The 26,484-nt window shown below is 47.5% G+C and carries 16 protein-coding genes, 1 tRNA gene and 1 pseudogene; 9 read left to right on the plus strand and 9 right to left on the minus strand.

The genetic code is table 11. The features are described from left to right. Positions 1-196: 196 nt before the first annotated feature. The 4 genes and pseudogenes from ntrB to WBA89_RS21030 form a co-directional block, all read right to left on the minus strand. Complete coding sequence (gene ntrB, locus WBA89_RS21015) at positions 197-1,066, minus strand: nitrate ABC transporter permease (RefSeq protein WP_424409186.1); 870 nt, start codon at positions 1,064-1,066, stop codon at positions 197-199. Positions 1,067-1,191: 125 nt separating this feature from the next. Next, positions 1,192-2,517: a CmpA/NrtA family ABC transporter substrate-binding protein gene (locus WBA89_RS21020; RefSeq protein WP_424409188.1), complete on the minus strand. Its 1,326-nt coding sequence runs from the start codon at positions 2,515-2,517 to the stop codon at positions 1,192-1,194. A gap of 188 nt (positions 2,518-2,705) precedes the next feature. Further along, positions 2,706-3,017 (minus strand): 2Fe-2S iron-sulfur cluster-binding protein, encoded by a 312-nt coding sequence (locus tag WBA89_RS21025; protein ID WP_424409208.1) that lies wholly within the window; start codon positions 3,015-3,017, stop codon positions 2,706-2,708. Between the two features lie 30 nt (positions 3,018-3,047). Next, positions 3,048-4,577 (minus strand): annotated as a pseudogene (locus tag WBA89_RS21030) (ferredoxin--nitrite reductase); the annotation flags it as partial. A gap of 1,079 nt (positions 4,578-5,656) precedes the next feature. Between WBA89_RS21030 and WBA89_RS21035 the strand changes: the two are divergent. The 6 genes from WBA89_RS21035 to WBA89_RS21060 all read left to right on the plus strand — a co-directional run bounded on the left by WBA89_RS21035 (position 5,657) and on the right by WBA89_RS21060 (position 13,323). Continuing rightward, positions 5,657-6,367, plus strand: coding sequence for a M15 family metallopeptidase (locus tag WBA89_RS21035; RefSeq protein ID WP_424409189.1), 711 nt, complete (start codon positions 5,657-5,659; stop codon positions 6,365-6,367). A gap of 297 nt (positions 6,368-6,664) precedes the next feature. Further along, positions 6,665-7,738 (plus strand): glucose-1-phosphate thymidylyltransferase, encoded by a 1,074-nt coding sequence (locus WBA89_RS21040; RefSeq protein WP_424409191.1) that lies wholly within the window; start codon positions 6,665-6,667, stop codon positions 7,736-7,738. A gap of 341 nt (positions 7,739-8,079) precedes the next feature. After that, positions 8,080-8,613: a hypothetical protein gene (locus WBA89_RS21045; RefSeq protein WP_424409192.1), complete on the plus strand. Its 534-nt coding sequence runs from the start codon at positions 8,080-8,082 to the stop codon at positions 8,611-8,613. Positions 8,614-8,623: 10 nt separating this feature from the next. After that, the gene (locus tag WBA89_RS21050) at positions 8,624-10,762 is read left to right on the plus strand and encodes a glycosyltransferase (RefSeq protein ID WP_424409193.1); all 2,139 of its coding nucleotides are present in this window, start codon (positions 8,624-8,626) and stop codon (positions 10,760-10,762) included. Between the two features lie 323 nt (positions 10,763-11,085). Then, positions 11,086-12,156, plus strand: coding sequence for a glycosyltransferase family 4 protein (locus WBA89_RS21055; RefSeq protein ID WP_424409194.1), 1,071 nt, complete (start codon positions 11,086-11,088; stop codon positions 12,154-12,156). Between the two features lie 84 nt (positions 12,157-12,240). Further along, a complete protein-coding gene (locus tag WBA89_RS21060) occupies positions 12,241-13,323 on the plus strand; it encodes a glycosyltransferase family 4 protein (RefSeq protein ID WP_424409195.1) in 1,083 nt (360 codons plus the stop codon). Positions 13,324-13,764: 441 nt separating this feature from the next. Here the strand turns inward: WBA89_RS21060 and petG are convergent, their stop codons facing one another. Beyond that, on the minus strand, positions 13,765-13,884 hold the full coding sequence (petG, locus tag WBA89_RS21065; protein ID WP_006632329.1) for a cytochrome b6-f complex subunit V: 120 nt from the start codon (positions 13,882-13,884) through the stop codon (positions 13,765-13,767). 182 nt (positions 13,885-14,066) lie between these two features. Here petG and WBA89_RS21070 point away from each other — a divergent pair, with 182 nt between their 5' ends. Beyond that, complete coding sequence (locus WBA89_RS21070) at positions 14,067-14,447, plus strand: c-type cytochrome (protein WP_424409196.1); 381 nt, start codon at positions 14,067-14,069, stop codon at positions 14,445-14,447. A 149-nt stretch (positions 14,448-14,596) separates the two neighbouring features. Here WBA89_RS21070 and WBA89_RS21075 read toward each other — a convergent pair whose 3' ends face one another. The 4 genes from WBA89_RS21075 to WBA89_RS21090 all read right to left on the minus strand — a co-directional run bounded on the left by WBA89_RS21075 (position 14,597) and on the right by WBA89_RS21090 (position 23,297). Beyond that, positions 14,597-19,543 (minus strand): DUF4347 domain-containing protein, encoded by a 4,947-nt coding sequence (locus tag WBA89_RS21075; RefSeq protein WP_424409198.1) that lies wholly within the window; start codon positions 19,541-19,543, stop codon positions 14,597-14,599. Between the two features lie 660 nt (positions 19,544-20,203). Beyond that, a complete protein-coding gene (cysW, locus tag WBA89_RS21080) occupies positions 20,204-21,082 on the minus strand; it encodes a sulfate ABC transporter permease subunit CysW (RefSeq protein WP_424409200.1) in 879 nt (292 codons plus the stop codon). Beyond that, a complete protein-coding gene (gene cysT, locus WBA89_RS21085; RefSeq protein ID WP_424409202.1) occupies positions 21,072-21,932 on the minus strand; it encodes a sulfate ABC transporter permease subunit CysT in 861 nt (286 codons plus the stop codon). Before cysT ends, cysW begins: the two co-directional genes overlap by 11 nt. Before the next feature lie 231 nt (positions 21,933-22,163). Then, positions 22,164-23,297 carry a sulfate ABC transporter substrate-binding protein gene (locus WBA89_RS21090; RefSeq protein WP_424409204.1) on the minus strand — a complete coding sequence of 378 codons (1,134 nt, stop codon included), beginning with the start codon at positions 23,295-23,297 and terminating at the stop codon, positions 22,164-22,166. A 355-nt stretch (positions 23,298-23,652) separates the two neighbouring features. Between WBA89_RS21090 and WBA89_RS21095 the strand changes: the two genes are divergently transcribed. Next, a complete protein-coding gene (locus tag WBA89_RS21095; protein WP_424409206.1) occupies positions 23,653-25,812 on the plus strand; it encodes a serine/threonine protein kinase in 2,160 nt (719 codons plus the stop codon). A 417-nt stretch (positions 25,813-26,229) separates the two neighbouring features. Then, a tRNA-Thr gene (locus tag WBA89_RS21100) sits at positions 26,230-26,302 on the plus strand. Positions 26,303-26,484 lie beyond the last annotated feature (182 nt).

A 26,484-nucleotide genomic window follows, 5' to 3' on the forward strand; every position in this document is an offset into this window, starting at 1 on the left:
GGTTATTGGTTATTGGTTATTGGTTATTGGTTATTGGTTATTGGTTATTGGTTATTGGTTATTTGTCATTAGAGAAGCTACTAACTACTAACTCCTAACTCCTAACTCCTAACTCCCAACTCCTAACAAATAACCAATAACTCCTAACAAATAACCAATAACCAATCACCCATTCCCCATTCCCCATTCCCAAATCCTATTTGCTTTCTTCGGGAACCACTTTAGAACCGATAAAACCAACTATTCTGTCTAATAGCAAGCCGACAATTCCTACATAAAGCACTGCTAGAATCACGGAGCTTAGCCTAGAACTGTTGTAAGCGTCCCAGATGAAGAAACCGATGCCAACACCGCCGACTAACATTTCCGCCGCTACGATCGCCAGCCAAGACAAACCGATGCCAATTCTCAAGCCTGTGAAGATGTAAGGAACTGAAGAGGGAATCAGGATTTTCCAGAAGTATTTTCGGTTGGGGAGGCGCAAGACGCGGGCGACGTTTCTGTAGTCTTGGGGTATTTGTTGAACGCCTACTGTGGTATTGATGATAATCGGCCAAATTGCTGTAGCCAAGATTACAAAAAGTGCTGCTACTTCGTTGGTTTTTAGCCCGATACCTTCAAAGGGATTGAACTGTTGAAATACTGCTAGGGCGATCGGCAGCCAAGCTAGAGGCGGGATAGTTCTAAATACTTGAAACAGCGGGTCTAAAGCATCGTACATTAAAGGATTTGTGCCGATCAGTATCCCCAAACTTATGCCGAGAATTGCTGATAAAGTAAAGCCGATCGCCACCCGCTCCAAACTAGCTAAAATTTGCCAAAATAAACCTTTGTCGATACCGCCGTTGTCAAAGAAGGGATCGATAATTAAATTCCAGGTTTCTTGGACAACTTTAATCGGGCCGGGCAAAGAAGAATCGGGACTGCTGCAAAGGATTTGCCAGATTGTGAGCAAAACTGCGATCGCAACTAAAGGTCGAATAATTTTTCGGCGATTTTTTTGCACCAAATCCAGAACAAAATTGACCGGATTTTTGCTTTTAGAAACAGCGAGGTTTGTTGCCATTTTTCTTTTTGCAGTATTGTGAATAATCGATTTTTTGTAGATACTTTGAAGGATCACCATGTCAACAGTTAACTGTTAACTGTCAACTGTCAACTGTCAACTGTCAACTGTCAACTGTTAACTAATTATGCTTTTTTGATTGCCAGACTATTCAGATATTCTTCTGGTTTTTCTGAATCAAACTTGATGCCGTCAAAGAATGTTTCGACACCGCGAGAAGTCGTAGCAGGAATTTGGGCTGCAGGAACACCAATTGCTGTGGCGGCGGCTTTCCAAATATCCTCGCGGTTAACTTTATCGACGGTTCCTTTGATGTCGGTATTAGCCGGCATATAACCCCAGCGAATATTTTCAGTGATGAACCAAGCATCGTGGCTCTTGTAGGGATAGGAAGCATTGTCAGCCCAGAATTTCATCGCCACTGGACTAGCAGCTTCAACGCGACCCGTACCGTAGTCAATTTCACCTTTAGAGCGCGCGACAATATCGGCTACTGGAACTTTTAACCATCTATCTTTACCGATGATTTCACACATCTCTTGTTTGTTTTCTGGCTTGTCGCACCACTGCTGGGATTCGAGAACAGCCATTGTCAGTGCTTTAGCAGCTTTGGGATTTTTGGCTACCCAATCTGCTCTTAGAGTTAAAGCTTTTTCTGGGTGGTCTTTCCAAAGTTCTCCAGTGATTAAGGCGCTGTATCCTACTTTTTGAGCAATTAGCTGAGCGTTCCAAGGTTCGCCTACACAAAAGGCTTCCATGCTGCCGGATTTCATGTTAGCTACCATCTGGGGCGGCGGTACGGGAATCACGGAAACATCTGTATCTGGATTGATGCCGCCGGCTGCTAGCCAATACCGTATCCACAAATCGTGGGTGCCTCCGGGAAATGTCATAGCAATCGGAACTTTCTGATTGGCGAGGGCTGCTTTAAAAGGTTTGCTGTCTGTACCTATTTTTAAGTCAAGGTATTTTTGGCCGAGGGAAATACCTTGACCGTTAGTATTTAACCGCGCCAGAATGTTCATCGGCACTGGCTGATTGCCTTTGGTAATTGTGCCTAATGTCATCTGGTGAGCCATCGGGGTTAGGAGGTGCGCGCCGTCAATGCCGCCTTTGTCGGAACCGAGTTCTAAGTTGTCGCGAGTAACTGGCCAAGATGCTTGTTTGGCTATTTGCACGTCTTTCATGCCGTATTTGGCAAAGTAGCCTTTTTCTAGGGCGATGATTAAAGGTGCTGCGTCGGTGAGGGCGATGAATCCGAGTTTGGCTGCGGTGACTTCGGGGGCGTCGGCGGGGTTGATGTTGACTGCTGGGGCGGCGGTGGGCGAGGTTCCGCCGGCTGCGCTGGAACCTTCGCTAGAAGTGCGGGAAGCGCAACCGTGGGCTAGGAGGGTGCCGGCTGCTGTGGCTCCGGCGGTGATGATGAATTTTCTGCGGGAAAGGTTGCTCATTTGTCTGTGTTGAATTGTTGGTGTACTTTGAGATCGTTGGAATGTGAGATGTGATATCAATTCCGGTTGCACCGTCAGGTGATTGTTGACTGTTGACTGTTGACTGTTAACTGTTGACTGTTAACTGTTGACTGTTGACTGTGAAATGACATGATTTTGTTTGTCCCGATCCGTCTCACATTGTGACATCAGGCGTCGATCGACACTTTGCCGATCGCCCGCGCGCTGCAAGCTAAAATGAACCCTGGTTCTAAATCGGCAGCCGCGTCTGGTTGACTGTCGTAAACTGTTTTGCCTTCTAGAAGTTTCTGCTTGCAAGTGCCGCAGGTTCCCGAACGACAACTGCTGTCGAGTTCGACTCCTGCCCGTTCGGCAACGTCAAGGATAAATTCATCTTCGGTGCAAGCAACTTCTTTGCCCGATCGGGCGAAAATAACAGTAGATGTCTGAGGTTTGGTCGCCGCGAGTGTCGTTTCGTCCCTGTCAACCGTCAGTTGCAGTTGCCTGTTGAGGGAAGCTACATCTCCTTGATGGGGAACGGCACCGAAGTTATCGACTAAAAGTTGATGCAGCACCGGTTTAAGGTCTTCACAAGGGATGCCTTTTTGGACGCAAGTACCCAAATGAGCGTCTTTGCCAACTGTCCCTCCCATGTAAATGTCTACACCTTCAAGGGTTTTGCCGTTCTTGCGAACCTTTGTCCCCATCAAACCGATGTCTGCTACTTGGGGTTGGCCGCAGGAATTGGGGCAACCAGTCCAGTGAATTCTGACCGGTTTGGGAACGGAGAGTTCGGTTTCGAGTTCCCCAATCATGGCGACGGCGCGCGCTTTGGTTTCAATTAGGGCGAAGTTGCAAAACTTCGCACCGGTGCAGGAAAGTAAGGCTCGCGTCAGGGGTGCCGGGTCGATCGAAAAACGCTGCAACAGCGGTTCTTTCAGCAGCGACTCAATCCGCGATTCGGGAACGTTGGGGACAATCACGTTTTCTTCGACAGTCAGCCGGAGCTCGCCGCTGCCGTAGACTTCGGCGATTCTGGCCAAATCGAACAAATCCGATGCGCTTAGCCGTCCGACGGGAACGTGCAGCCCTACATACTTGAGTCCTGCTTGTTTTTGGTCGTAGATGCCGATGTGGTCGCGTTTGTCCCAGATGATTTCATCTTTGGACGCGGCCCGAAGCAATGTGCGGCCTAATTCTTGTTCGACGGCGGCGCGGAATTGTTCGATGCCGAGTTCGTCAATCAGCCACATCAAGCGCGATTTTTGGCGGTTTGCTCTCGGCCCTCGATCGCGAAATACAGTTAAAATTGCTTTGCACAAATCTACAACGTCGCTGGGACTTGCCCAAGCGTTGAGGGGAATTGCAGCATCGCAGCGTTTGGCGGAGAAGAATCCGCCGACTAAAACATTAAAGCCGATGTTGCCTTCCAAGTAAGCGGGTACGAAGGCGATGTCGTTGATTTCGGCGTGGACTGAGTTGTCGCGGCAGCCTGCGATCGCAATATTAAACTTTCTCGGCAAATTGGAAAACGCGGGGTTGCCTTCGCCGCTGTTGGTAATCATGTCTTGGACTTGGTTCGCCAGTTCCCGCGTATCTATCAGTTCGTCGGCATCCAAGCCTGCGATTGGGGAACCGGTGATGTTGCGAACGTTGTCCATGCCGGACTGAACGCTTGTCATCCCCGCTGCTTTGAGGCGGCTGAAGATGTCGGGCACGTCTTCGATCCGAATTCCGCGCAGTTGCAGGTTTTGTCTGGTGGTGATGTCGGCGCTGCCGTCGTCGCCGTAGCGCTGTACAATTTCTGCTAGGGTTCTGGTTTGATTGCTGGTAATGATGCCGTTGGGCAACCGCATCCGCATCATGAATTTCCCAGGAGTTACTGGCCGAAAGAAGATGCCGAACCATTTGAGGCGGTGTTCGCGATCGGTTGCGTCCATTGCTTCCCAGCCGATTTGGGCGAAGTGTTCGAGTTCGGCTTTGACGGATAAGCCATCTTTTTCGGATTTGAGTTTTTCAAATTTGTTCTGGGTGGTTTTTGGTTCTACTGTTTGGGTCATTGGTTTACCCTCGCGGCTGGCTTGTTCGGGAAAAGTATTGACTTGGAGCATAAAGTGTGTTGCCTGCTAACCTTAGTGACTGTATGGATTTAAAACTGTATATGTAGTTACTCGATAGAATTTCTTTTAAGCACGGTTGGTCTTCTGTATATTTGAGTTTTTCTGGACGCTGCCTCGAATGCCGCCAACCTATTTATGGTTGTTATGGTTGCTACCGATCGTTCGATTAGTTCGATCGCTGCGTTTCGATGCAGCTTTGTTATGAACTAACGTAAAGCCCATCGCAGTAAATATTCGTAGCTATTTTTACAAAATATTGAGTTTTATGAATATTTCGCATAATTAAAATGCGTTTTCTACATAGGTAGTGGGTAAAGACACCCGCAAAGCCTAAAAATCTCTGTAAATCTTTATATTTCGGAGGGAAGAGAGGGAAATTGGCATATATCCTCATCCCAATTACCAAAAAATTGGGTTTAAAGCCCCGTCCTTATAGGACGGCTTCTACTCGTTACCAGGCTCTGCCTGGTAACGCAGATAGGCGAGGCTCTGCCTCCATTGTCGCAGGAGGCTCTTCAAAAGTGACATCGATTCCTAGGCTCTTAGCCTCTTAACCAGTTATTGAAAATGATGCGAGGATTGCTATAGCCTTTCTCAGTTAGGTGAGGTACACTCTCGTAATCGGTAATCGGTAATCGGTCATTCGATTTGAGATTTGAGATGCTCCCGATTGACCAGGCGAATCAATTACGTGGCGGGTACCATCTAGAAATTCTTGGTCAGAAGTCATAGCTAGCAGCTAACCCGAACTCAACTTGCCAATTCGACAATTAACTATTACCCATTGCCTCTTTTTTAGCGCAGATAGTATTATCAATGACCGCTATACTTGATTATTTAATTGCTAAATGTTGGTTCAAAAAATCGAAAAATTACAATCAATAATTTGAAAACTTAGAACAAGAGGATATTTTAGCCTATCGAGTATTTTTAGTGAGCACTTCAGTCTTTAAAAAAGTGAGTTATAAAGTTCTCACTACCACCAATTTAGCAACAATCAACTAGGATGAAATTTTGAGATGAAACCATACCAGCAAATAGCAATCGATGAATGCGGCGAGCCTTTAATTCCCATTCCTACAGAACATTTTGCCTTTGAAACGCCGCACCCCTATCAAAACTTAGGTGCTCCATATCACAATAGCAAAGCCGATTCGCCTTACTATTTGCGGCAAGGAGTTGTAGAGAGTTTGATGGCTGCTAAAACACAACTGCAACAAAATCATCAATATTGGAAAATTCTGATATTTGATGCTTACAGACCGGTGGAAGTTCAGAAATTTATGGTAGATTATACTTTCGCTCAAATTGCCGCAGATCGAGGCTGCGAATTTCCGGTTCCTGAAGACAAACACCAAGTGATTTTAGAACAGGTATATCAATTTTGGGCAGCACCGAGCCTGGATCGAGCTGCGCCTCCCCCCCACAGTACAGGCGCAGCTTTAGATATCACTTTAGTGGATGAAAACAATCGACTAATTGATATGGGTTCTCCGATTGATGAAATATCAGAACGTTCTTATCCCGATTTTTTTGCGAATAGCAAGGAGCCGCACAAACAGAAATATCACCTGCACAGGCAAATATTAAAAGATGTGATGGTAGCTGCTGGTTTTCAGCAGCATCCTAATGAGTGGTGGCATTTTTGTCTGGGCGATCAGATGTGGGCTTGGCTGACAAATCAAAACAGTGCTGGTAGTCAATTTGTTGCTCGATACGGCCGCTATTGAAAGGGTGCGTAATTCAATCTTGACTAAGGCACTCGCAGCGTTTAGAAACCAAAAAAGCAACCGGGTTTGTTGACAAAAAACTTCAGCTTTTAGGGGCTGAATGCGTCCAGAAACCCGGTTTCAGACACTCTGTAGGTTCAGGAGTATAAAAGTTCGATCGGCATAAATCATTTGTATCAGCATACAGGGAGGCTATTGCCAGCGGGGTAGCGGTGCTTTAAAATTAACAAGAGCGAACAAGTGCAGGCAAATCGAGCCGGCACCGCAAACCCTAAAGGATAACTCAAAGTTCACCCAATGAAAGCACTCATCCTCTCTGGCGGCAAAGGAACACGCTTGCGTCCCCTCACCTATACGGGTGCTAAGCAGTTGGTTCCTGTGGCAAACAAGCCGATACTGTGGTACGGAATTGAAGGAATTGTGGCGGCTGGGATTACGGATATTGGGATTGTTATTAGTCCCGAAACTGGGGAAGAGGTGAAGGCGAAAACTGGAGATGGATCTCGCTTCGGTGCAAAAATTACTTATATCTTGCAATCAGAACCGGCGGGACTGGCTCACGCGGTGAAAGTTGCCCGATCGTTTTTAGGCGATTCTCCGTTTATTATGTATTTGGGAGATAACTTAATTCAAAATCAGTTAGATCCGTTTTTAGAGATTTTTAACAAGCAAAAACTAGACGCTCTGATTTTGCTGCGTCCAGTTCCAAATCCTTCTGCTTTCGGTGTTGCAAAAGTTGATGAAAACGGGCGAGTTTTAGAGTTAGTAGAAAAACCCAAAGTTCCGCCGTCGAATTTAGCACTGGTGGGAATTTACTTTTTTGCTCCTACTATCCACGAGGCGATCGCTCAAATTCAACCTTCGCCCCGCGGCGAACTGGAAATTACCGATGCCATTCAACAGCTCATCAATCAGCAAAAACAGGTAGAAGCTTGCAATTTAGAGGGTTGGTGGCTGGATACGGGTAAAAAAGATGATTTGCTGAGTGCAAACCAAATCATTTTAGATAGCTGTATCGTAGCTTCAACTGAAATAAAAGTTGAGGGCAAAAGTCAAATTATCGGGCGCGTGCAAGTAGGGAAAGGAACGGAAATCATTAATTCTACAGTTCGCGGGCCGGTGGTAATTGGGGAAAATTGTCGCATTGAAAATTGCTTTGTCGGGCCTTACAGCAGTATTGGCGATCGCGTGACGATGATTGATGCTGATATCGAACACAGTGTCATATTGCAAGGAGCGAAAATAGTTGCCATTCACCAGCGAATTGTTGACAGCGTGATCGGGCAGCGAGCTCAACTCACCAATGCACCGGCTCGTCCAAAAGCTTTGCGGTTTATGATCGGTGATGACAGTCAAATTGAGTTAGCTTAAGTTGAGATGATGCTAATATCGGAAGCAATAATCATGATTTAACAAGAGATGAATTTTCTTGTGGGGAGTAGGGGTTGGGCTTCTAGCCCGCCCTTGAACAGCAGGCAAGATGCCTGTTCCACAATTGGTTAGAATTCCAACAGGCAAGATGCCTGTTCCACAATTGGTTAGAATTCCAGCAGGCAAGATGCGTGTTCCACAATTAGTTTGTGGGGTGGGCATCCTGCCCGCCCTCGAACAGCCAAGATGCCTGTTCCACAATAAGTATGAATTATTATTAAAACAGCCAAAAGACCTGTGCCGTAATAAGTCATACTAAGTTATCTAAAGGAGAGGAAAGTTTGAAGCACGAAGAAATACCAACTCAACAAATTATAGATAAATTGCGACAAACTTTGGAGCCGCAAATTGGCATTGCCAATTCGCGGCTGTCGGGAATAGAAAATAGTGCGATCGCCCGAGATGAAGATGACGAGGATATCGCCCTTTTGAAGACAGGTTTCGACATTTACAACGTCCCCATTACTTCTTACCAAAGGCAACTGGGTTCTGCAGTCATAGCCGTTAGGAAAATCGTCCGAAAATTGCTCAGACCGGTACTAGAACGTCAAGTAATTTACAACTTTGCTAATACCCGCGTGGTGCAAACATTGAGCAGACAGTTGCAAAAATTGCAAGAAAATCAACAAAATCTAGAGATAAAAATTCAATCGGAGCTCAGCAGCGGATGTCCCGAAGTTAAAGCACAGCTTGAGGCTCAACAAAAGGCGATCGCAGATTTTCATTCAGAAGTAGAGCAAATTAAAGCAGTGCAGCAGCAACATACTGCTATTTTAGAGAAGATTACCGCTCAATTGCTCGACCGACAAAAATAAAGCATCAAAAATGACCACACTGCCAATATGCTCGTTAATTATAGTCAACTATAACGGTCTTCGCCACACGAAAGATTGCTTAAAATCTCTACAAAAACTTGCGTATCCCGAACAGCAACTCGATTTAATTGTAATTGATAATTGCTCTCAAGACGATTCGGTTAATTGCCTGCGCGAACAGTTTCCGAAAGTTCGCATTTTTGTTAATTCCGCGAACAACTTCGCTAAAGCTCTCAACCTCGGTATCAGCGAAGCGAAAGGGGAATATATCGGTTTTTTAAATAACGATGCTACCCTTGAGAGCAAATGGCTGGAAATATTAGTTAAGGTATTGCAAACAAACGAAAAAGTAGGTGCAGCTAGCGGCAAATTGCTGTTTAAAGACGGGCGAATTAACAGCGCAGGCATTCAGCAATTACCTAATTTTTATTGGCAAGATGTCGGGTTTGGCGAGAAAGATACGGGACAGTACGATACAGAAAAGGAAGTCGAGGGGCTTTGCTGGGCGGCGGTGCTTTTTAGCAGGGAATGTCTCGAAGATGTCGGGCGGATAGATGAAGATTTTGTGATGTATTTTGAAGATGTTGAGTTTTCCAAACGCTGTCACAAACTCGGTTGGAAAATGCTTTACAATCCTGCAGCTATCGCCCATCACGAGTATCGCGGTTCGAGTAAAGGTAGCAAACTCACCGAGTATTTCTGCAACCGCAATCGATTTTTGTATTTGGCAAAACACGAACCTTTGCAATTAGTTAAAGCGATTCACACTTCAGATTTTTTTACGAACAAACAGTATGATTTGTTGTTCGAGAGTTTGTTTGTGGCGATTAAAAAACTGCTAGATAACGGGAAACCGGAAATCATCGCAACTGTGATTCCGCTGTTGTCGGAAAAGTTGGCGGTGATTTACAGTCGGATTAAGGTCGATCGCATTTTACCTCGATTGCAGGTGGTTCGGGGCGATCGCAAAATGTCGATCGCCATTTACGATCACGGACTGCATTTTATCGGCGGCGGTCAAAAATACGTCGCTACCATCGCCTCGCTGCTGCAAAATGAATTTGATATTACCTTCATCGCCAACAAGCCGGTTGCTGTTTCCGACTTAGAATCGTGGTACGGGCTCAACCTTGCTGGATGCAAACTTAAAATTATTCCCTTGGCGTTTTACGACAAACGCGGAATGCAGTGCATCGATTCGAGTATCATTGCGGAGGATATGCAAAACCCCTTCGATGAAATTGCCAGAGAAAGCAAAAATTACGATATTTTCATCAATGCGAATCAACTGGAAAAAGTTAAACCGCTGTCGCCGATATCAGTATTTTTCTGCCACTTTCCCAATACTTTTCGCAACAGTCACTTTGCGGTGGACGACTACACTTTTATTATTGCAAACAGTCAATTTACTGTCAAGTGGCTGGAGAAACGATGGAACTTGCAGCCAACTTTTTTGCTTTATCCGCCCGTGGAAATGGCAACAGTGAAAGTGCCGAAAGAAAAGATAATTTTGGCGGTGGGACAGTGGGAATTTGGGGGAACAAAAAAGCAAATTGAACTAATTCAAGCTTTCCGCAGTTTGCTAGTAGATTATCCCGATCGGCTTCAAGGATGGCGACTGATTTTAGCTGGTAGCAGCATTCCAAAAAATCCTTATTTAAAGACGGTTCGGAATTTATTGAACCAAGATTCGCGGGCGATCGAGCTAAAAGTCAATGCTTCTTTAGATGAGGTAAAATTGCTTTATGCTAAAGCGAGCATTTTTTGGCACGGCTGCGGTTTGGGTGAAGTGAATCCTCAAAGATTTGAACATTTCGGGATGGCGACTGTGGAAGCGATGCAAAACAGTTGTGTTCCGATAGTCTTTGGGGCTGGCGGCCAACCGGAAATTGTCGAACACGGGCGATCGGGCTTTTTGTTCAATACCGTTGAGGAACTTTGCCAGCATTCACACAAACTAATTGTTAATCCCGATTTGTTGGCGGAACTTCAAGCTGGCGCACAGCAGCGCAGTCAGAAGTTTAGACTTGCAGGTTTCGAGCTAAAAGTCAAGAGTTTTTTTGAGATTGTTCACCAAGAATATGCTACAATTCGGCTGCCAAATCCTGCTGATATTGCTCAAATGCTGGATATCGATCGATCTCGATAAATTGCCTGGTGGCGGGTTTTACAAACAATATTGAATGATTGCAAACAGTTTAAGCTGTCGGACATTTAAATTGTATGTTCAGGGCGGGCGGGACACCCCACAAGACGGGGAATTGTTTTTTGATATCGTTTCCGGTTGGATCGGAATGATTTAACCACAGAGGGCGCAGAGAACACAGAGGAAGAGCCCAGAGAGATTAACCCGAAAAATGCACATTTTGATAGTTAGTTTGGCGGGGCTAGTTTAGGAGATGATTTGTTTGAGACATAGATTGTTGGTAGAACCAGCCCCTACGATATAGATGTATTGTGTTCGATCGAATTATGCCTAATTCACTGTTAATCAATTTATCCTTTTTGACTCCAGAACCAACGGGAATCGGAACCTATGCCGCCAATCTTTTCCCGCAACTGCAACAGCTAAAACCAACATTACTAGCTTCCCAGAAAATAGACAATTATAGTTGCTATCAAATCCCCGAAACTTTGAGCCCGGAGGGAGGCCCGAAAGGACAAATTAACAGGCTGCTGTGGACTCAACTTGAACTGCCAAAAATTTACAATAAATTGCAGTCAAGCTTAATATTTTCGCCAATTCCCGAAGCACCTTTGTATTCAAAATGCCGCTACATTGTTACGGTACATGATTTAATTCCTTTGCGGTTTCCCCAGCGATTTTCTCGCTTGACGGCTTATTTTCGCTACTACATACCGCAGGTTTTGCGGCAAGCGGAACACATTATTTGTGATTCTGAAGCAACGGCGACAGATGTTGCTAACTTTTACCAAATTCCGCGTCAAAAAATGACCGCAATTCCCCTAGCTTGCGATAATATTAATTTTAGATATCTCGACTTGCCAGCTAAAAATTATTTTCTTTATACCGGCAGACACGATCCTTACAAAAACTTAGAAAGATTAATTGCTGCATTTGCGAGTTTAGCCGATCGCACAAACTATGAATTGTGGCTGGCGGGGCCTCCCAACGCCTACACAGCGCAGTCGATCGCCCAAGTTGAAGAATTAGGCTTACAATCTTCAGTAAAGTTTCTCGGTTACGTTGCCTATTCTCAATTGCCCGTACTAATGAATCAGGCGATCGCCCTCGTATTTCCCACACTTTGGGAAGGATTCGGCTTGCCGGTTTTGGAAGCAATGGCCTGCGGTACACCAGTCATCACTTCCAACCTGTCATCAATGCCAGAAGTAGCCGGAGATGCGGCATTATTAGTCAATCCTTACAGCATCCCAGAAATTGCCCGCGCCATGCAAACAGTAGCCACAGATTCAAAAGTGCGATCGAACTTAAAAAAAGCTAGCTTAGCACGAGCAAATCAATTTAGCTGGCATAAAACCGGAAAAGCAACCGCCAACATCTTACAACAATATCTCTAAAACCTCCCTCTCTGCGCCCTCTGCGCCCTCTGCGGTTAAATAAAAAAAAATCCCACCACAAAACCGCAATCTAAAAATTATCCCATGTCCAATCCCCAATCCAACCTGCTAATCAACCTTTCCTTCCTAATTTCCCAACCAACAGGCTTAGCCATCTACGCCAAAAACCTATTTCCCCACCTAAATTCTCTCAATCCCACCTTACTTACCGCCGCAAAAATCCCCAATAACAACTGCTACGAAATCCCAGGCAATTTAACACCAGAACAAGGAAGCAGAGGACACATCAATCGATTGCTGTGGACACAAACCCAACTACCAAAAATTTACAAACAGCTAAAATCTAACTTATTATTTTCTCCAATTCCCGAAGCTCCTTTATTTGCAGGCTGTCGCTATATAATTACAGTACACGACCTAATAGCGCTGCGATTTCCCCGCCGCTTCGATCCGCTGACACCTTATCACCGCTACTACATTCCGCAGGTTTTGCGGCAGGCAGAACATATTATCTGCGATTCTGAATCGACAGCCAACGATATCACTAATTTTTGTAAGATTCCCAGTTCTTTAATATCGCGAATTTTTCCAGGCTATGATGCCAGTCTTTTTAAGTTTCTAGACTTACCAACAAGCAATTATTTTCTTTATACGGGCCGCCACAATCCCCATAAAAACCTGCAGCGAGTAATAGCAGCCTTTGCGGCTTTACCCAATAATTCCGAGTACGAATTGTGGATAACAGGTTCCGAAGATGGGCGCTATACGCCGCTGCTGAAGGCGCAGGTTCAAGAATTGGGATTGTTCGATCGAGTAAAATTTCTAGATTATCTCCCGGCGGCTGATTTGCCCAAAGTCATCAATCGGGCGATCGCCCTAGTTTTTCCCAGTCTTTGGGAAGGATTCGGTCTCCCCGTGCTCGAAGCAATGGCCTGCGGCACCCCTGTCATCACCTCTAACCTGTCTTCGATGCCAGAAGTCGCGGGGGACGGCGCACTGTTAGTCAATCCCTACAGCGTCCAGGAAATAGCCTCTGCTATGCAAGAGCTTGCAACGGATGCCAAAGCTCGATCGCACTTGCGGGCTCTCGGTTTGGCCAGAGCAAAACAATTTAGCTGGGAAAAGACTGGCCGGGAAACTGCTGCTATTCTCGATCGATATCTTTAATGAAGGAAGAAGTCATTAGTCATTAGTCATCAGTCATTAGTCATTAGTCATCAGTCATCAGTCATTAGTCATCAGTCATTAGTGCTGTCGCCTCCGAGCTTTCCGTACAACGTCATCAGTCATTAGTCATCAGTCATTAGTCATTAGTCGGTAGGGGCGGTGCCCCCGTGCCCGCCCTCTTAGCAGTCATTAGTCATCAGTCATTAGTCATTAGTCATCAGTCATTAGTCATCTTGCCCGAAGAGCGAAGCCGAAGGGTAGTCATTAGTGGTGTCCCCCCTGAGCGAACGTTATTAGTGCTGTCCCCCCTGAGCTTTCCGTCCAACGTCATCAGGAACAAAGAAGGAAGGAAGGAAGGAAGGAAGGAGGAAGCAGGAAGATTTTTCCAACCTCCCAATCCCCCCTCTCCCCCTCCCCTCACCGAGGGACTTTCGGCCCCTTTTACTTGTTGATACCCAACTGATCGCCGCGCTTGTACTGCTGGTATGCAGCAAAAAACAGCCCGGCCAGAGTAACAAAGATTAGACCCAGAACAATACCTGAAAGTAGCGGTTCTACCATGAGAGCTCCTTAACGTTAAGATTTAACAACCTATTTTTAATATTACCAGCACTTATACAGATGAATTTTCGCAAAAGCTACCTTCAAGCCTAGTTAAGCCTTGATCTCCCCGCTGGGAAGGATTAAGCTATGTTATGAGAAATAAATTTTCTTGTAGATACTATTTTTAAAATTGAACTGCTTTGAATCACCAACTTGCGAAAAATGAAATTAAGAACCCGATCGAACGACTTGCCATATTTGCGATCGCGGTGTTGCTTGCCATCATATTGACAACCATGACAATTCGTCAGTTTCAAGTCGCCGATCCCTACGTCAAAAGCGTACTGTCCCTGACGGGAAACCAGGTTCAGGGTTCAGCCATCTTTCAAATGAACTGTGCCGGCTGTCACATATCCGTTGCAGACAGTCAAGTCGGGCCCAACTTGCAGCGAGTTTCCGATCGCAAATCCCAATTTGAGCTGATCCGCCAAGTCACCAGCGGGCGAACTCCACCAATGCCGCAGTTTCAGCCTAGTCCGCAAGAAATGGCTGACTTGCTGGAGTATCTCGAACAAATTTGACCGCAGAATGGGAACGGAATTTCGTTTCCTTTTTTTGGCGGCAAAGCCTCGAAACCCATGCTTCGAGGCTCTGCTTTCGGTTAGTCCCTCTCTGTTGGGACGAGAGGCAATTGTAGGAGCCGTTGCAACTGCCGAGTTTGATCTGCAGACTAAACCAGCAAGCTAAAATTGCTCGCCGATAGCTGTGTCGGCAGCACACCCGCCACTACAGCCAAAATCTGGTCGCTGTTAGCAAGCCCGATCGCACTTGAGCCATTATTTTCAGTAATTGAGAGTTGGTTGAAGTCCAAGCCTCCCGCCAACACAAGTGAATCAACTCCTGCGGTGAAGTTGAAAATAGTATCAATTCCAGCCTCGGCTGCCAAGATAAAACCATTAGTGCCAGATCCGCCGACAACGGTATCGCTGCCGAGGCCGCCAAAGAGCAACTCATCGCCAGTGCCGCCAAAGAGCAAATCGTCGCCGCCCCCGCCGAGCAAGGTATTGTTACCGTCGCCGCCGCAGAGAGTGTCATTGCCCAGATCGCCAAACAGTACGTCGTCGCCGGCGCCTCCCAACATTACGTCGTCACCTTTGCCACCGTACAATAGGTCATCGCCTTCGTCGCCGCTGAGCGAGTCGTTGCCGCGATTGCCGTAAATCGTATCATTCGAGCGATCGCCAAAAATCAGGTCAAAGCCTTTACCGCCAAAGAGAGTGTCGTTATCGATGCCACCGTAGACAGTATCGTTGCCCGTATTGCCATTGATATAGTCGCCGCCCTGCTGGCCAAAAATCAAATCGTTGCCGCCCAATCCGAAGATCGAGTCACTGTTGGCAGTACCGACGATCGTATCGTCGCCGTTAGGGCCGTTAATGACATTACCCCCTAAAGAAATGTCGGCATCGTTGGGAGTGACAATTCTGGGGAAGTCTGGAGGGCAAACCAAATCTGCAGGTACGGGTGCAGGTGTCGGCGTCGGTGCAGGTGCAGGTGTCGGCGTCGGTACTGGTGCAGGTGTCGGCGTCGGTACTGGTGCGGGTAAAGGAGAAGGAGAAGGTAAAGGTAAAGGGGAAGGTGCAGGTGCAGGCGTCGGCGTCGGCGTCGGCGTCGGCGTCGGCGTCGGGAAGTTCCCGAAGTTGATGCCGCTGACAATAGCACCCGAAGTCAGCGCGATGTCGTCGGGGTTCGGGGTGCTTTGGGTGAAACCAGTTTGGTTGACTTCCCGGACGCTGTAGGTTCCCGGTGCTAAGTTGGCGAACAGGTAGCTCCCGCTGCTGTCTGTAGTAGTAGTAACAGGATCGGGAGCAGGAACCCCAGGGGTAGGAGCTACCACCTTGGTCAACTGAATTTGGAAATTGGGTAAACCCGGTTCTCCGGCTTCCTGAGTGCCATTGTTGTTGTTATCTCGGAACTTCAGACCTCGAATCGCGCCCGGTTCGGGCAGGAAGTTGCCGAAGTCAACGCCCGCGACCGCATCTCCTAGCTGAACTGTAACGTCGGCGGGGGGCGGAGTCGTCTGCGTCCACCCGGTTTGCTGAACTTCTCTTACCTGGAAAGTGCCTGCGGGTATGTTAGTGAGAGTGTAGTTGCCAGCCGCATCGGTGATGGTAGTCGGTTCGCCCTGATCGAACACTCCATTTTGTGGGTTGTTATCGACAAAGATTTGCCAGTTAGCTAGTCCCGGTTCCCCGACATCCTTAAGCCCGTTTTGGTTGAGGTCATTGAATTTTTGACCGCTGATGCTGCTCGTTTCAAAGTAGTTGCCGAAATTGTTGTTTTGCGAGTCCAGGCCGCTGGTGACGAGGACTGACAACGCGGTGGAAATGGCAGGCGCTGGTGCGGCTGGCGGCTGGGTTTGTATCCAGCCTGGTTGCTGTACTTCCCGGACGTTGTAGGTGCCTGCTAGCAGGTTGGTGAACTGGTACTTACCTTCGAGATCCGTGACGGCAACGGTTTCGGCTGGGTCTTTCACGCCGTCGTTGTTGGTATCCAGGTACATTGTCCAGCCTGGTAGCGGTGGTTCGGCGGCATCTTGCACGCCGTTATTGTTGATGTCGTTATATTTGATCCCGCTAATACTGCCAACCTGGAAGTTCCCGAAATTTCGATCGACGATCGGGGTATTGCTGACCGGGTTAATTGTATAACTCACCGGCCCGGCGGTTTGCGAGAAACCTGTCGGCACATCTTCTCTCACAAAGTACCGACCGCTGCCGACGTTGGTAAAGCTATAAGTGCCCGGAGCCGCAGGCGCTGTTCCGGTAACTTGACTGGCGACTTCCGCGTCCCCGGTATCTAAAGTGCTGTTATTGTTAGTATCTGCGAACAAGCGAATGGTAGTGCCGTCGAGGGGGGTATCGTCGGCAGAGAAGCCGTCGCCCGTGAGGTCGGTGAATTTGGTGCCGCTGACGGTGATGTTTTGGAAGTTACCGAAGTTAAGGCCCGGAACAGTAGCATTAGTTATCGCTGCGCCGCTTTGGGGAGGGATGTCGGCAGGATCGGTTGAGGTTTTTGTGAAGCCTGCCGGCACAACTTCTCGGACGCGGTAGGCAGCACCCGCAGGCAGAGGCGGCAAGTTTGGGAAAGTGTAATTACCAGTCCCATCAGTGGTGGTAGTAGCTATGGTTGCCCCAGTGGCAGCGTTGAGTAAATTAATCGTAACGGGAGTAGTTGCTGCCAAATCTCCTGGATCTTGAGTGCCGTTGCCGTTTTGATCGTCGAACTTCAAACCGCTGATGGTCATCACCTGGAAGTTGCCGAAATCTTGGTTGGTAGAGTCAGCAATACCTGTGCTGTAGGGAGTAGCGCCTGTAGCGGGCAGAGTTTGCTGCCAACCTGTGACTGCCACTTCCTTAATCGGGCTGTTAGTCTTAGTGTCGGCTAGGGTGTAGGTACCGCCGATCGCCACAGTAGCCTGTTTTTCAGTAGCGTCGAGCAAGTTGTTGTTGTTCTCATCTACATAAACAACAAAGCTTTCCGCTGGAGTTGTGAGCGTGGCATCAGTCCCGTCTTTAACGCCATTGCCGTTGGAGTCGTTAAATTTCTGACCGCTGACAGTGGGGCCGTACTCGTAAGCGCCGATGTCAACAGTGCCGTTGACGATGCGGGCGTAGGCTTGACCGAACTGAGTACCGCGCTGGTCTGCAGTAAGAGCCGCACCAGTTATTGCGTTGAGGGCGGTGGCTGCGTTGCCGGTATCGATCGCGGGGCTGCCAAGAAGTAAGGCGTGGGTTAAAACAACACCGCCATTATTTTGCAGGGGGCCAAGTAAAGCCGCACCGCCAATTAAGTTGTTGGCACCTGTTGATACGACGTTGCCTGTAATGTCAGGATTAGCAACGCTAATATTGCCAGAGATGATTGTGTTGTTGGCGTTGACAGTCCCAGCGTAGGAAACACCGCCGCTATTGGTGTTGGCAGTGTTGAGGGTAATTGTCGTATTAGCTAGGTTAGCTGTAGCACCTGTGTTGACAAAAATCGCGCCACCTGAACCCTGACCGGCAGTACCGTTGCCTCCAGCGGCACCACCTGTCGCTGTATTCGCGCTAAAGGTGCTGTTGCTCACAGTTAAGATGCTGCCTGTATTGAGGAAAATAGCACCACCTAGACCCGATCCGCCGCCACCGCCAGTAGTACCGCCGGCACCAGCACCGCCACCGCCACCCAAACCACCAGTGCTTCCAGCACCGCCGCCGCCACCAAAGCCACCAGCACCACCAGCACCAACAGTACCAGGGGTACCAGCAACAGTACCAGTACCAGCAGCACCACCAAGGCCACCGGGGCCGCCGCCGCCACCAAAGCCACCAGCACCACCAGCACCACCGATCGCCCCGTTACCACCGTTGCCAGTACCAACACCAGGGCCGCCAGCACCACCAGTGCCGCCAGCACCACCGCCACCACCGAAGATTCCGGTACCGCCAGTACCACCAACACTACCATCGCCTCCAGCGCCATTAGGAGCACCGCCAGTACCGCCAATGCCACCAATGCCACCAGCGCCACCAGGGAAGCCTGAGCTACCATTACCGGCGGTGCCACCAGTGCCACCAACGCCATTAGGAGCACCACCAAGACCACCACCCCCGGCCGCACCAGGGGTACCGCCTACGCTACCAGTGCTTAAGTCGCTGTTGCCACCAGCGCCACCGTTTCCGGCTGCACCTGCACCACCTGTTGCTGTATTGCTAGCAAAGGTAACGCTGTCAATTGTGACAGTGCCCTGGTTGACAAAAAGTGCGCCACCTAAGCCAGCGCCGCCGCCACCACCGCCGGTGCCTGCTTGGCCAGTTGCTACTCCATTTTGAAGTGTGAGGTTAGATAAGGTGACTGTGGCAGTGGTGTCAAGGAAAAATATTCGGCTATTACCACCACCGTCGATCGTAATCCCAGTCGCAGTGCTGCCCACAAAGTTTACAGGGTTAGTAACTACAGGCAGAACTTGTCCCGCTCCAAAGGCGATCGGGGCAGTGATGTTGATGATATCAACATCGGGCAGGACATTAGCAAACAGGATGGCGTTGTTGAGGGTTGTAAAGTCGGTAGCAGTAAAGGTCGCTAGTACCCCGCTATAAGCTTCTCTCGCCTCAGCAGAAAATGCCACAGGAGTTTCGATCTTCCCCGTAGTCACTTCGAGTTCCCAGTCTCCACCGAGGGCTGCACTACCGGTCAAATTATCCGAAGCCGCAATATTTGCTTTTGTTAGCTGGCTCAGCCTTTGGACGAAGGCCGCACCGGCTTCTGTGGCGGCGACGCTGCAACCGTAAAGCAGAATTTCTGGTTTAGCTGCAGTTGAAGAGTTCGAGTTTGCTTCGGCGGATGGCAAAGCAAACCATGTTTCTAAATAATTGCGGTAGCTTTCAATATTGCTGAGATTGAGTTCTGTGGTTCCCAGTTGCAAGCTGGCTGCTGCGCCGTGAGACAAAATGTGGACGGCTGTAATGTTTTTGTGTTGTTTAAGTGTTTCGGCGATTTGCTCGATGCCGTCCCGATCGCCCTTGAGAACAATAACTTCTGTATCGGAGTTTGTACTTTCTGTTAAATTCTGGTAATCTTCGACTTTTGTATCTACGAAAAGTAACTGGTGTTTCCGTTCTTGATGAAATTTCATAAAATTAAATACTCCTAGTACACGCACACATCAAATTCATAGCACAAACCCCGCACAGCAGCGATCTATCTTTTTCTGGTGTCGATAGAGTCGATCGCCCGCCCCTGCTTCAACCTAAGTTCCCTGTTGACAAAAACGCATTTTTGTGATTCGCGACAATAAATCACTTAATTTGATTACTTAGAAGTCTGAAAGGGGGATGTTGTTCCGGCTTTTACAAAGATTTTTACGATCCCTGCACAAAGATTTTAATTATTCAATAAACTCATTACCATGTTTTATGAAAAATGTCAATCAAAAAAATTACTGAGGGCGATCGATAGTTATGAGTTATTGGGTAAGCTGTCGGGCATTTAAATTGTCTGTTAAAAAACGATCGAACTATCAGTGAGGTGTTCCGCCCGCCCTGAATATACAATGTTTATTTGCGCGACAGCTTATTGGTTACTGGTTATTGAAACTGACAACAGTCAACAGACTGTTGAATGTTGAATGTTGACTGTTGGCTGTTGGCTGTTGGCTGTTAACTGTTAACTGTTAACGGTTAACTGTTGAGTGTTAACTGTTAACTGTTAACTACTGACTAATGACTAATGACTGCTGACTGCTGACTAATGACTAATGACTAATGACTAATGACTAATGACTAATAACTAATAACTATTCCTCAACTTCCTTAATGCTAGTTTTTCGTTCCAAAATCTCCTTAAGCACAAGACTAACAACGGCTAAAAGACCCAGAACTACCGCAGCAGAAAAAGCCGATTGCGTCGCGTACTGCTTGTAAGCATCCTCGACAAATAAAGGCAAAGTTTGGGTTTTTTTAGCAATATTTCCCGACACGACAGAGACTGCTCCAAATTCTCCCATAGCTCTAGCATTTGTTAAAATTACTCCGTAAAGCAAGCCCCAGCGAATATTTGGAAGCGTGACATTCCAGAAAACTTGCCAGTCATTTGCTCCTAAAGTTTTCGCAGCTTCTTCTTGGTCTGTTCCCACTTCTTCCAAAACAGGAATTACTTCGCGCGCCACAAAAGGCAAGGTAACAAAAGCAGTAGCTAGCACCATTCCAGGGAAGGCAAAAATTACCCTGATATTGGCTGCATCCAGCCACGGCCCGAACCATCCCACCCGACCGTAAAGCAGTACAATCATTAAGCCTGCAATTACGGGAGATATGGCAAACGGCACGTCTAAAATGCTGATTAATAGGGTGCGGCCCGGAAATTTGTTGCGGCCGATTACCCAGGCAGCACACAAACCGAATACCGTATTGATCGGCACAACAATTAAAGAAATTACCAAGGTAAGTTGGGCGGCGTGCAGAAAGTCGGGCGAGGTTAAGTTGCTCAGAAATGGCTCTAATCCCTTTTTGAAAGCTTGGTAAAAAACGTTGATTGTCGGGATGAATAAGACGAGAGCAAGATAGCCGACCGCCATTCCGATTAAAGTTGCTTTGACCCAGGTTTTCTCCTGATTTTGCGTCGACCTGCCGGGCGGAAAGTTGAGACCGTTGGGTGAATTTATCTTAGCCTTCATAGCGCCTTCTCCATGCTTGTAAAAGATTGATTGCAAACAGCATTGTCAGGGAAATCGCTAACATGACCGTGCCGATAACTGTTGCTCCTGCATAGTCGTACTGTTCCAATCTTTGGAAAATTAAGACTGGCGCGATTAAATCGTTGAACGGTATGTTAGAGGCGACAACCACAGTAGATCCGTACTCGCCAACCGCTCGCGAAAATCCCAGGGCTACTCCGGTTAAGATAGACGGAAACAAGGGCGGAAAAACTACTCGCCAGAATGTTTGAAATTGAGAAGCACCTAAGCACCAAGCTGCTTCTTCGATGTCTTTTTCCATCTCTTTTAAGACTGGCTGTACGGTTCTAACTATAAATGGCAAGGAAATAAATATCATCGCGATACCTACACCCAAGCGAGTAAAGGATATCTTGATTCCTAAAGGTGCAAAGAGCGAACCAATCCAGCCGTTATCGCTGTAAACTGTGGCGAGTGTTAAACCTGCAACGGATGTGGGTAGTGCAAAGGGCAAATCGACGATTGCATCGACAATCCGTTTTAAGGGAAAGTCGTAGCGGACTAAAACCCAGGCAATTAATGTGCCGAAGACTCCGTTAATTAATGCTGCAATTAATGCGGTAACGAAGGTGACATCGTAGGCGGAAAGGGCGATCGGGCTGGTGGCAATTTTCCAAAATTCGGCGGGGTTTGCCGTGCTGGCTTTCAGCAGCATTGCTGCGACTGGGAGCAATAGCATCAGGCTGAGGTAGCCTAGGGTGATTCCCCAAGGTAGTGTGATTTTGCCGATCGCCCTTTTGATTTTTTCAATCGGAGATTGAGGGTTGGTTGCTGGGGATGATACTGTCATAGGGTGATTTTTAACCGCAGATGAACGCTTATTTACTTGCTTCCAGGCTCTGCCTGGGAATGCCGCTCTCAAGGCTCTGCCTTGCTTTTTGACGAAACAGCAAGTGAGGAAGATCGGAAAGCTTTACAGGGAGGCAGAGCCTCCGGATATGCGTTCCCAGGCAGAGCCTGGGAACGAGTAAACCAAAAATAATTGACTAAAACCAATCATCTCGTAAACCCGCCCCGGCTACTACTGTCTAATTGAACCCTGGATTTTGTCAAAAGTGGCTCCGTCATCGAAGAATTGCTTCTGAATTTGTCCCCAACCTCCTAAATCTCGAGCTGTAAATAGGGTTTTGATGGGGGGATATTTTTGGGCGAATTCTGGTTCTGCGGCTACTGTCGCATCTACTGGGCGAAAACCTGTTTTGGCAAATTCTCGTTGAGCTTCTGGGGTGTACAGAAACTTGACAAATGCTTCGGCAACTTCGCGATTGCCGTGTTTATCAACGTTTTTATCGACAATGGCGATCGGATTGTCGATCGACACATTCACATCTGGAATAGTATAAGTCGGTTTTTCGCCTTTCTGACCTGCTAGAACAATCTCGTTTTCGTAGTTAATTAAGGCGTCGCCTTGGCCTTGTTTGAAAAATACGTCGGTGGCTTCGCGGGCATCTTTGGTCAGGATGGGGACGTTTTTGTAGACTTTGCTGGTAAAATCTAATGCTTTGGTTTCGTCTCCTCCGGTTTTGAGAACCGAACCCCAAAGTGCGAGGAAATTCCAGCGGGCAACGCCTGATGTTTTGGGATCGGCAGTAATCACTTTTACTCCGTCTTTGCTTAAATCTTCCCAGGTTTTTATGCCTTTGGGATTGCCTTCGCGGGTGACGATTGCTGCTACGGATTTGCTGACAATGCCTTCGTTGGGGGCTTCTTTTTCCCACCCGGGCTCGATGAGTCCGGCTTTCTCGATTTTGGCGGTGTCGAGGGCGAGGGCTAGGTGTACGATGTCTGCTTCTAAACCGTCAACTACGGCGCGAGTTTGGGAACCGGAACCGCCGTAGCTTTGGTAGAAGGTGACGGTTTGACCTTTTTCTTTTTGCCACTTTTCTACGAATTTGGGAATTATCACTTCGTGGGCGGCTTTGGTGACGGCGAAGGAAACGAGGGTTAATTCTACTTTGCCTTTGTTGGCTGCTGGGTTAGCACCGCCTGAATTGTTGGCGGTGCCCTGCCCGCAGGATGCAACTGCGAGACTTAAAGTTATTCCTACTAAAAATAGGGATACAAATCTTTTGAGCGAAGTCAGCGATCGATTTTTGTCTGCTGCTGGCTGTTGCGGCCAGTGAAGGTGTTGAGTTAAGCGTTGCCACGGACTCATTATATTCGTTCCTCTAGGGAATGTACGGTTCTTAGGTCGGAATACCGTAATTGTGGTGGTGAAGTACGATTATAGACAAGCGCAAGTAAAAATAGCAACAAAAAAAATGAATGGGGGGAGCGCGAGGTCGATCGAGTATCCTCAAGTCTTTACCCTCGGTACTTTCGAGTCAGATTCGCAGTAAAATATAAACCCTATAAATACTATGATTGAGTCAAGGTGCTAAGCCTGCACGATACGCCTTACGGATACGCTGGCTCCTCGCCCAAATCTAGGGGCAATGCCAAAAATCCACGCCCCAGCTATACGTCAGACTCAGTGCTAGCCCTTGAGTTAAAAAGAAGTTTTAACTGATATGTCATTACCCCGCCCCGTCTCAGACACCATAATTGAACTGTTGAAGCCTGTAGCCAGTGAATTGGGAGAAAGATTGGGAGCAAGCGCTGTCAACGAACGCTATGCAGAAATTGAGCCGTCTGGCTCTTCGGCTTTGAACCAGCAAATCAAAAAAGACCCCCGCTGGATTAAAGCACAAGTGAAGTATTTGCAGCGACAGCAGACCAGAGAACAAGAATTAATCGCGCTCGCCGACGCAGAAGAAGAATGGGTAAAGGAAGAACGCGCCAATCGAATTAAGGCAGCAGAATTGAGAGACAAGCGGGCAATTAGCAGGCTTTGCCGCGAGTTAATGCGGGAGTTTCAATCGGAAGCAATTCGAGTTAAACTGAACGAAATTCAAGCTATTTGGGACCAAGATCACTGGTTTTCTAATTTGAGCAGGCAGGAAACCGAACAGATTTTGCAGCAGCAACAGCATCGATTGTTGCTGTTAGTTGCTCCCGCAAAAATTAGCCAAGACTGCCCGGATTCGTTTCGTCACAACCTGAATATCGAGCTGCCGGCTAAGTTGAGAGCTTTTTTGAACCAGCACTACCCCCAGCACGGAGAATCTTGTCCGGTTCAGTTTTACGGAGACTATTTCAAAAAGGCAATTTCTGATATTGATGTGGAGCGGTTGCAGACTGTTTTGTCTCCGGTGCCGACAGCTATATTGTACAGCGATATCAGCGATTATGAAGTAAATTTTCATGTAGGTTTTTGGGGAATTATCAATCAGAGCGTTTCTTTAGTGGCGATGCAGCCTTGGAATTGGGAAGAGGTTTATCACCAGTTGGAAGCCGAGGGGAAAGATGAAAAGGTGAGCCTGCGGATTATTCGGCAAATAATTGTGACAATTCATAAGTTGTTGGCGGCTTTTTTAGCGGATTTGTATTATTTAAATATTGATTTTACTCACGAACCTCAGCTATTTAAATTAGAGACGGAATTTGCTCAGGAATGGTTTTCTAAAGATTGGGCTCAACCGTATATTGACACTCTTAAAGAAATTCAGGAGCAGCAGCGAATAGTATATAAGGGAGAGATGCGGCGGCTGGCGCTGCGAGAGGCGAAAGCTAGGGCGGAACGGAAGCGTTTGGAGGAGGCTGAACTCAAACGCAGAGAGGAAGCTGAGGCGACAGCTAAGCGGGCGAAGGAATTAGCTCACAAATTTAAAAATCTGAAATGGCGGTGCGTATATACGCTGCCGGGACATTCATCGTTTGTGAATTCTCTGGCGATTAGTCCTGACGGAAAAATTCTGGCAAGCGGCAGTTGGGATAAAACTATTAAGATTTGGAATTTAGAAGCTGGGGAATTAATTGGCACTCTGACGGGACATTCCGATCGCGTAAATTCCGTTGCTATTAGCCATGACGGCAAAATGTTGGTCAGCGGCAGTTCGGACGAAACTATTAAGTTTTGGAATTTGTACAGCGGCGATTTGCTGTGTACTTTTCCGGGACATTCTATGGAGGTGAATTCGGTGGCAATTAACCCGAAGGGGCAGATAATTGCTAGCTGCGGCGGGGCGGATAATACGATTAAGCTTTGGAATTTGCGGAGTGGTAAACTGCTGCGGACTTTGAGGGGTCATTCTAACAATGTGAATGCGGTGGTTTTTAGCCCGGATGGTAAGATATTGGCGAGCGGCAGTTCGGATGCGACGAGCAAGGTTTGGGATGTGGAAAGCGGTAAGTTGCTGCGGACTCTTTCGGGGTTGAATGTTGGGGTGAATTCTGTGGCGATCGCCCCGGACGGTCAGATTCTTGCTAGCGTCAGCAATGATTATACAATTAAGCTGCGGAATTTGCACACGGGCAGTTTGTTGCGGATTTTAAATTCTAATTCTGCGCGCCAAAAGGGTGTAGCAAATTTAGGCATGAATGAGGCGCTGCATATTTTGCAGAATTATGTGAGTCGGGGCGATTCGGTTGCTATCAGTCGGGACGGTTTGACTTTGGCTAGCGGCTGCGATGACAATACGATTAATCTTTGGAATTTGCATACGGGGGAGCTGTTGAGCACTCTTAAGGGACATTCGGGTACTGTATACTCGGTGGCGATCGCACCTTCGGGCAATTTGCTCGCCAGCGGCAGTGCGGATCAGACAATTAAGATTTGGCGCTGCGATTAGTCATTAGTCAGTTGTTTGTTGGCAGTTGGCAGTTGTTTGTTGGCAGTGGGCTGTTGGCTTCGGTAAATTAACCAATAGTCATTAGTCATCAGTCAGCGGTGCCCCCGTGCCCGCCCTCCTGCCGTCCTTAGTCATTAGTCATTAGTTTAGACGATCTGCTGTGGCTGGGAGTCCGCCCTGTCGCAGCGAGAAGTTCAACAACATTTACCTACGGGGGCGAGAAACCGGGTTTCTGGGAAAATTTGGGTTGAGTGACGAGAAATCTAGGAAGAAACCCGGTTTCTGGAGTCTGGGTGCGCTCAAAAGACGATAATTTCGGTTTTACCCTTACGGGAAGAGGTTTTGGGCGAATTTGAAAAAAAAGTTGGCTGGGGGGGTTGCGCTAATGACTGTAAGTTTGCTATATTAATTTTCACTGCTGGTGTAACTCAGTTGGTAGAGTAGCTGATTTGTAATCAGCCTGTCGCAAGTTCGAGTCTTGTCACCAGCTTTATAGCAGTTTTAAATCGGATGAAATACAGTAGGGACACGGCAGTGCCGTGTCCCTATAGCGCGTTGCGTGAGAACCCCGGTCTTTTAAGCCGGGGATGAAACGCAGTTGCAGCCTTTAGGCTGCGAGTAATCTGTGTTATAATTTTAACAATGCGGAACAAGTAGGCGTATCAACTACGT

The sequence above is a fragment of the Microcoleus sp. genome (genome assembly GCF_049646505.1).
In the GTDB taxonomy this organism is placed as follows: Bacteria; Cyanobacteriota; Cyanobacteriia; order Cyanobacteriales; family Microcoleaceae; genus Microcoleus.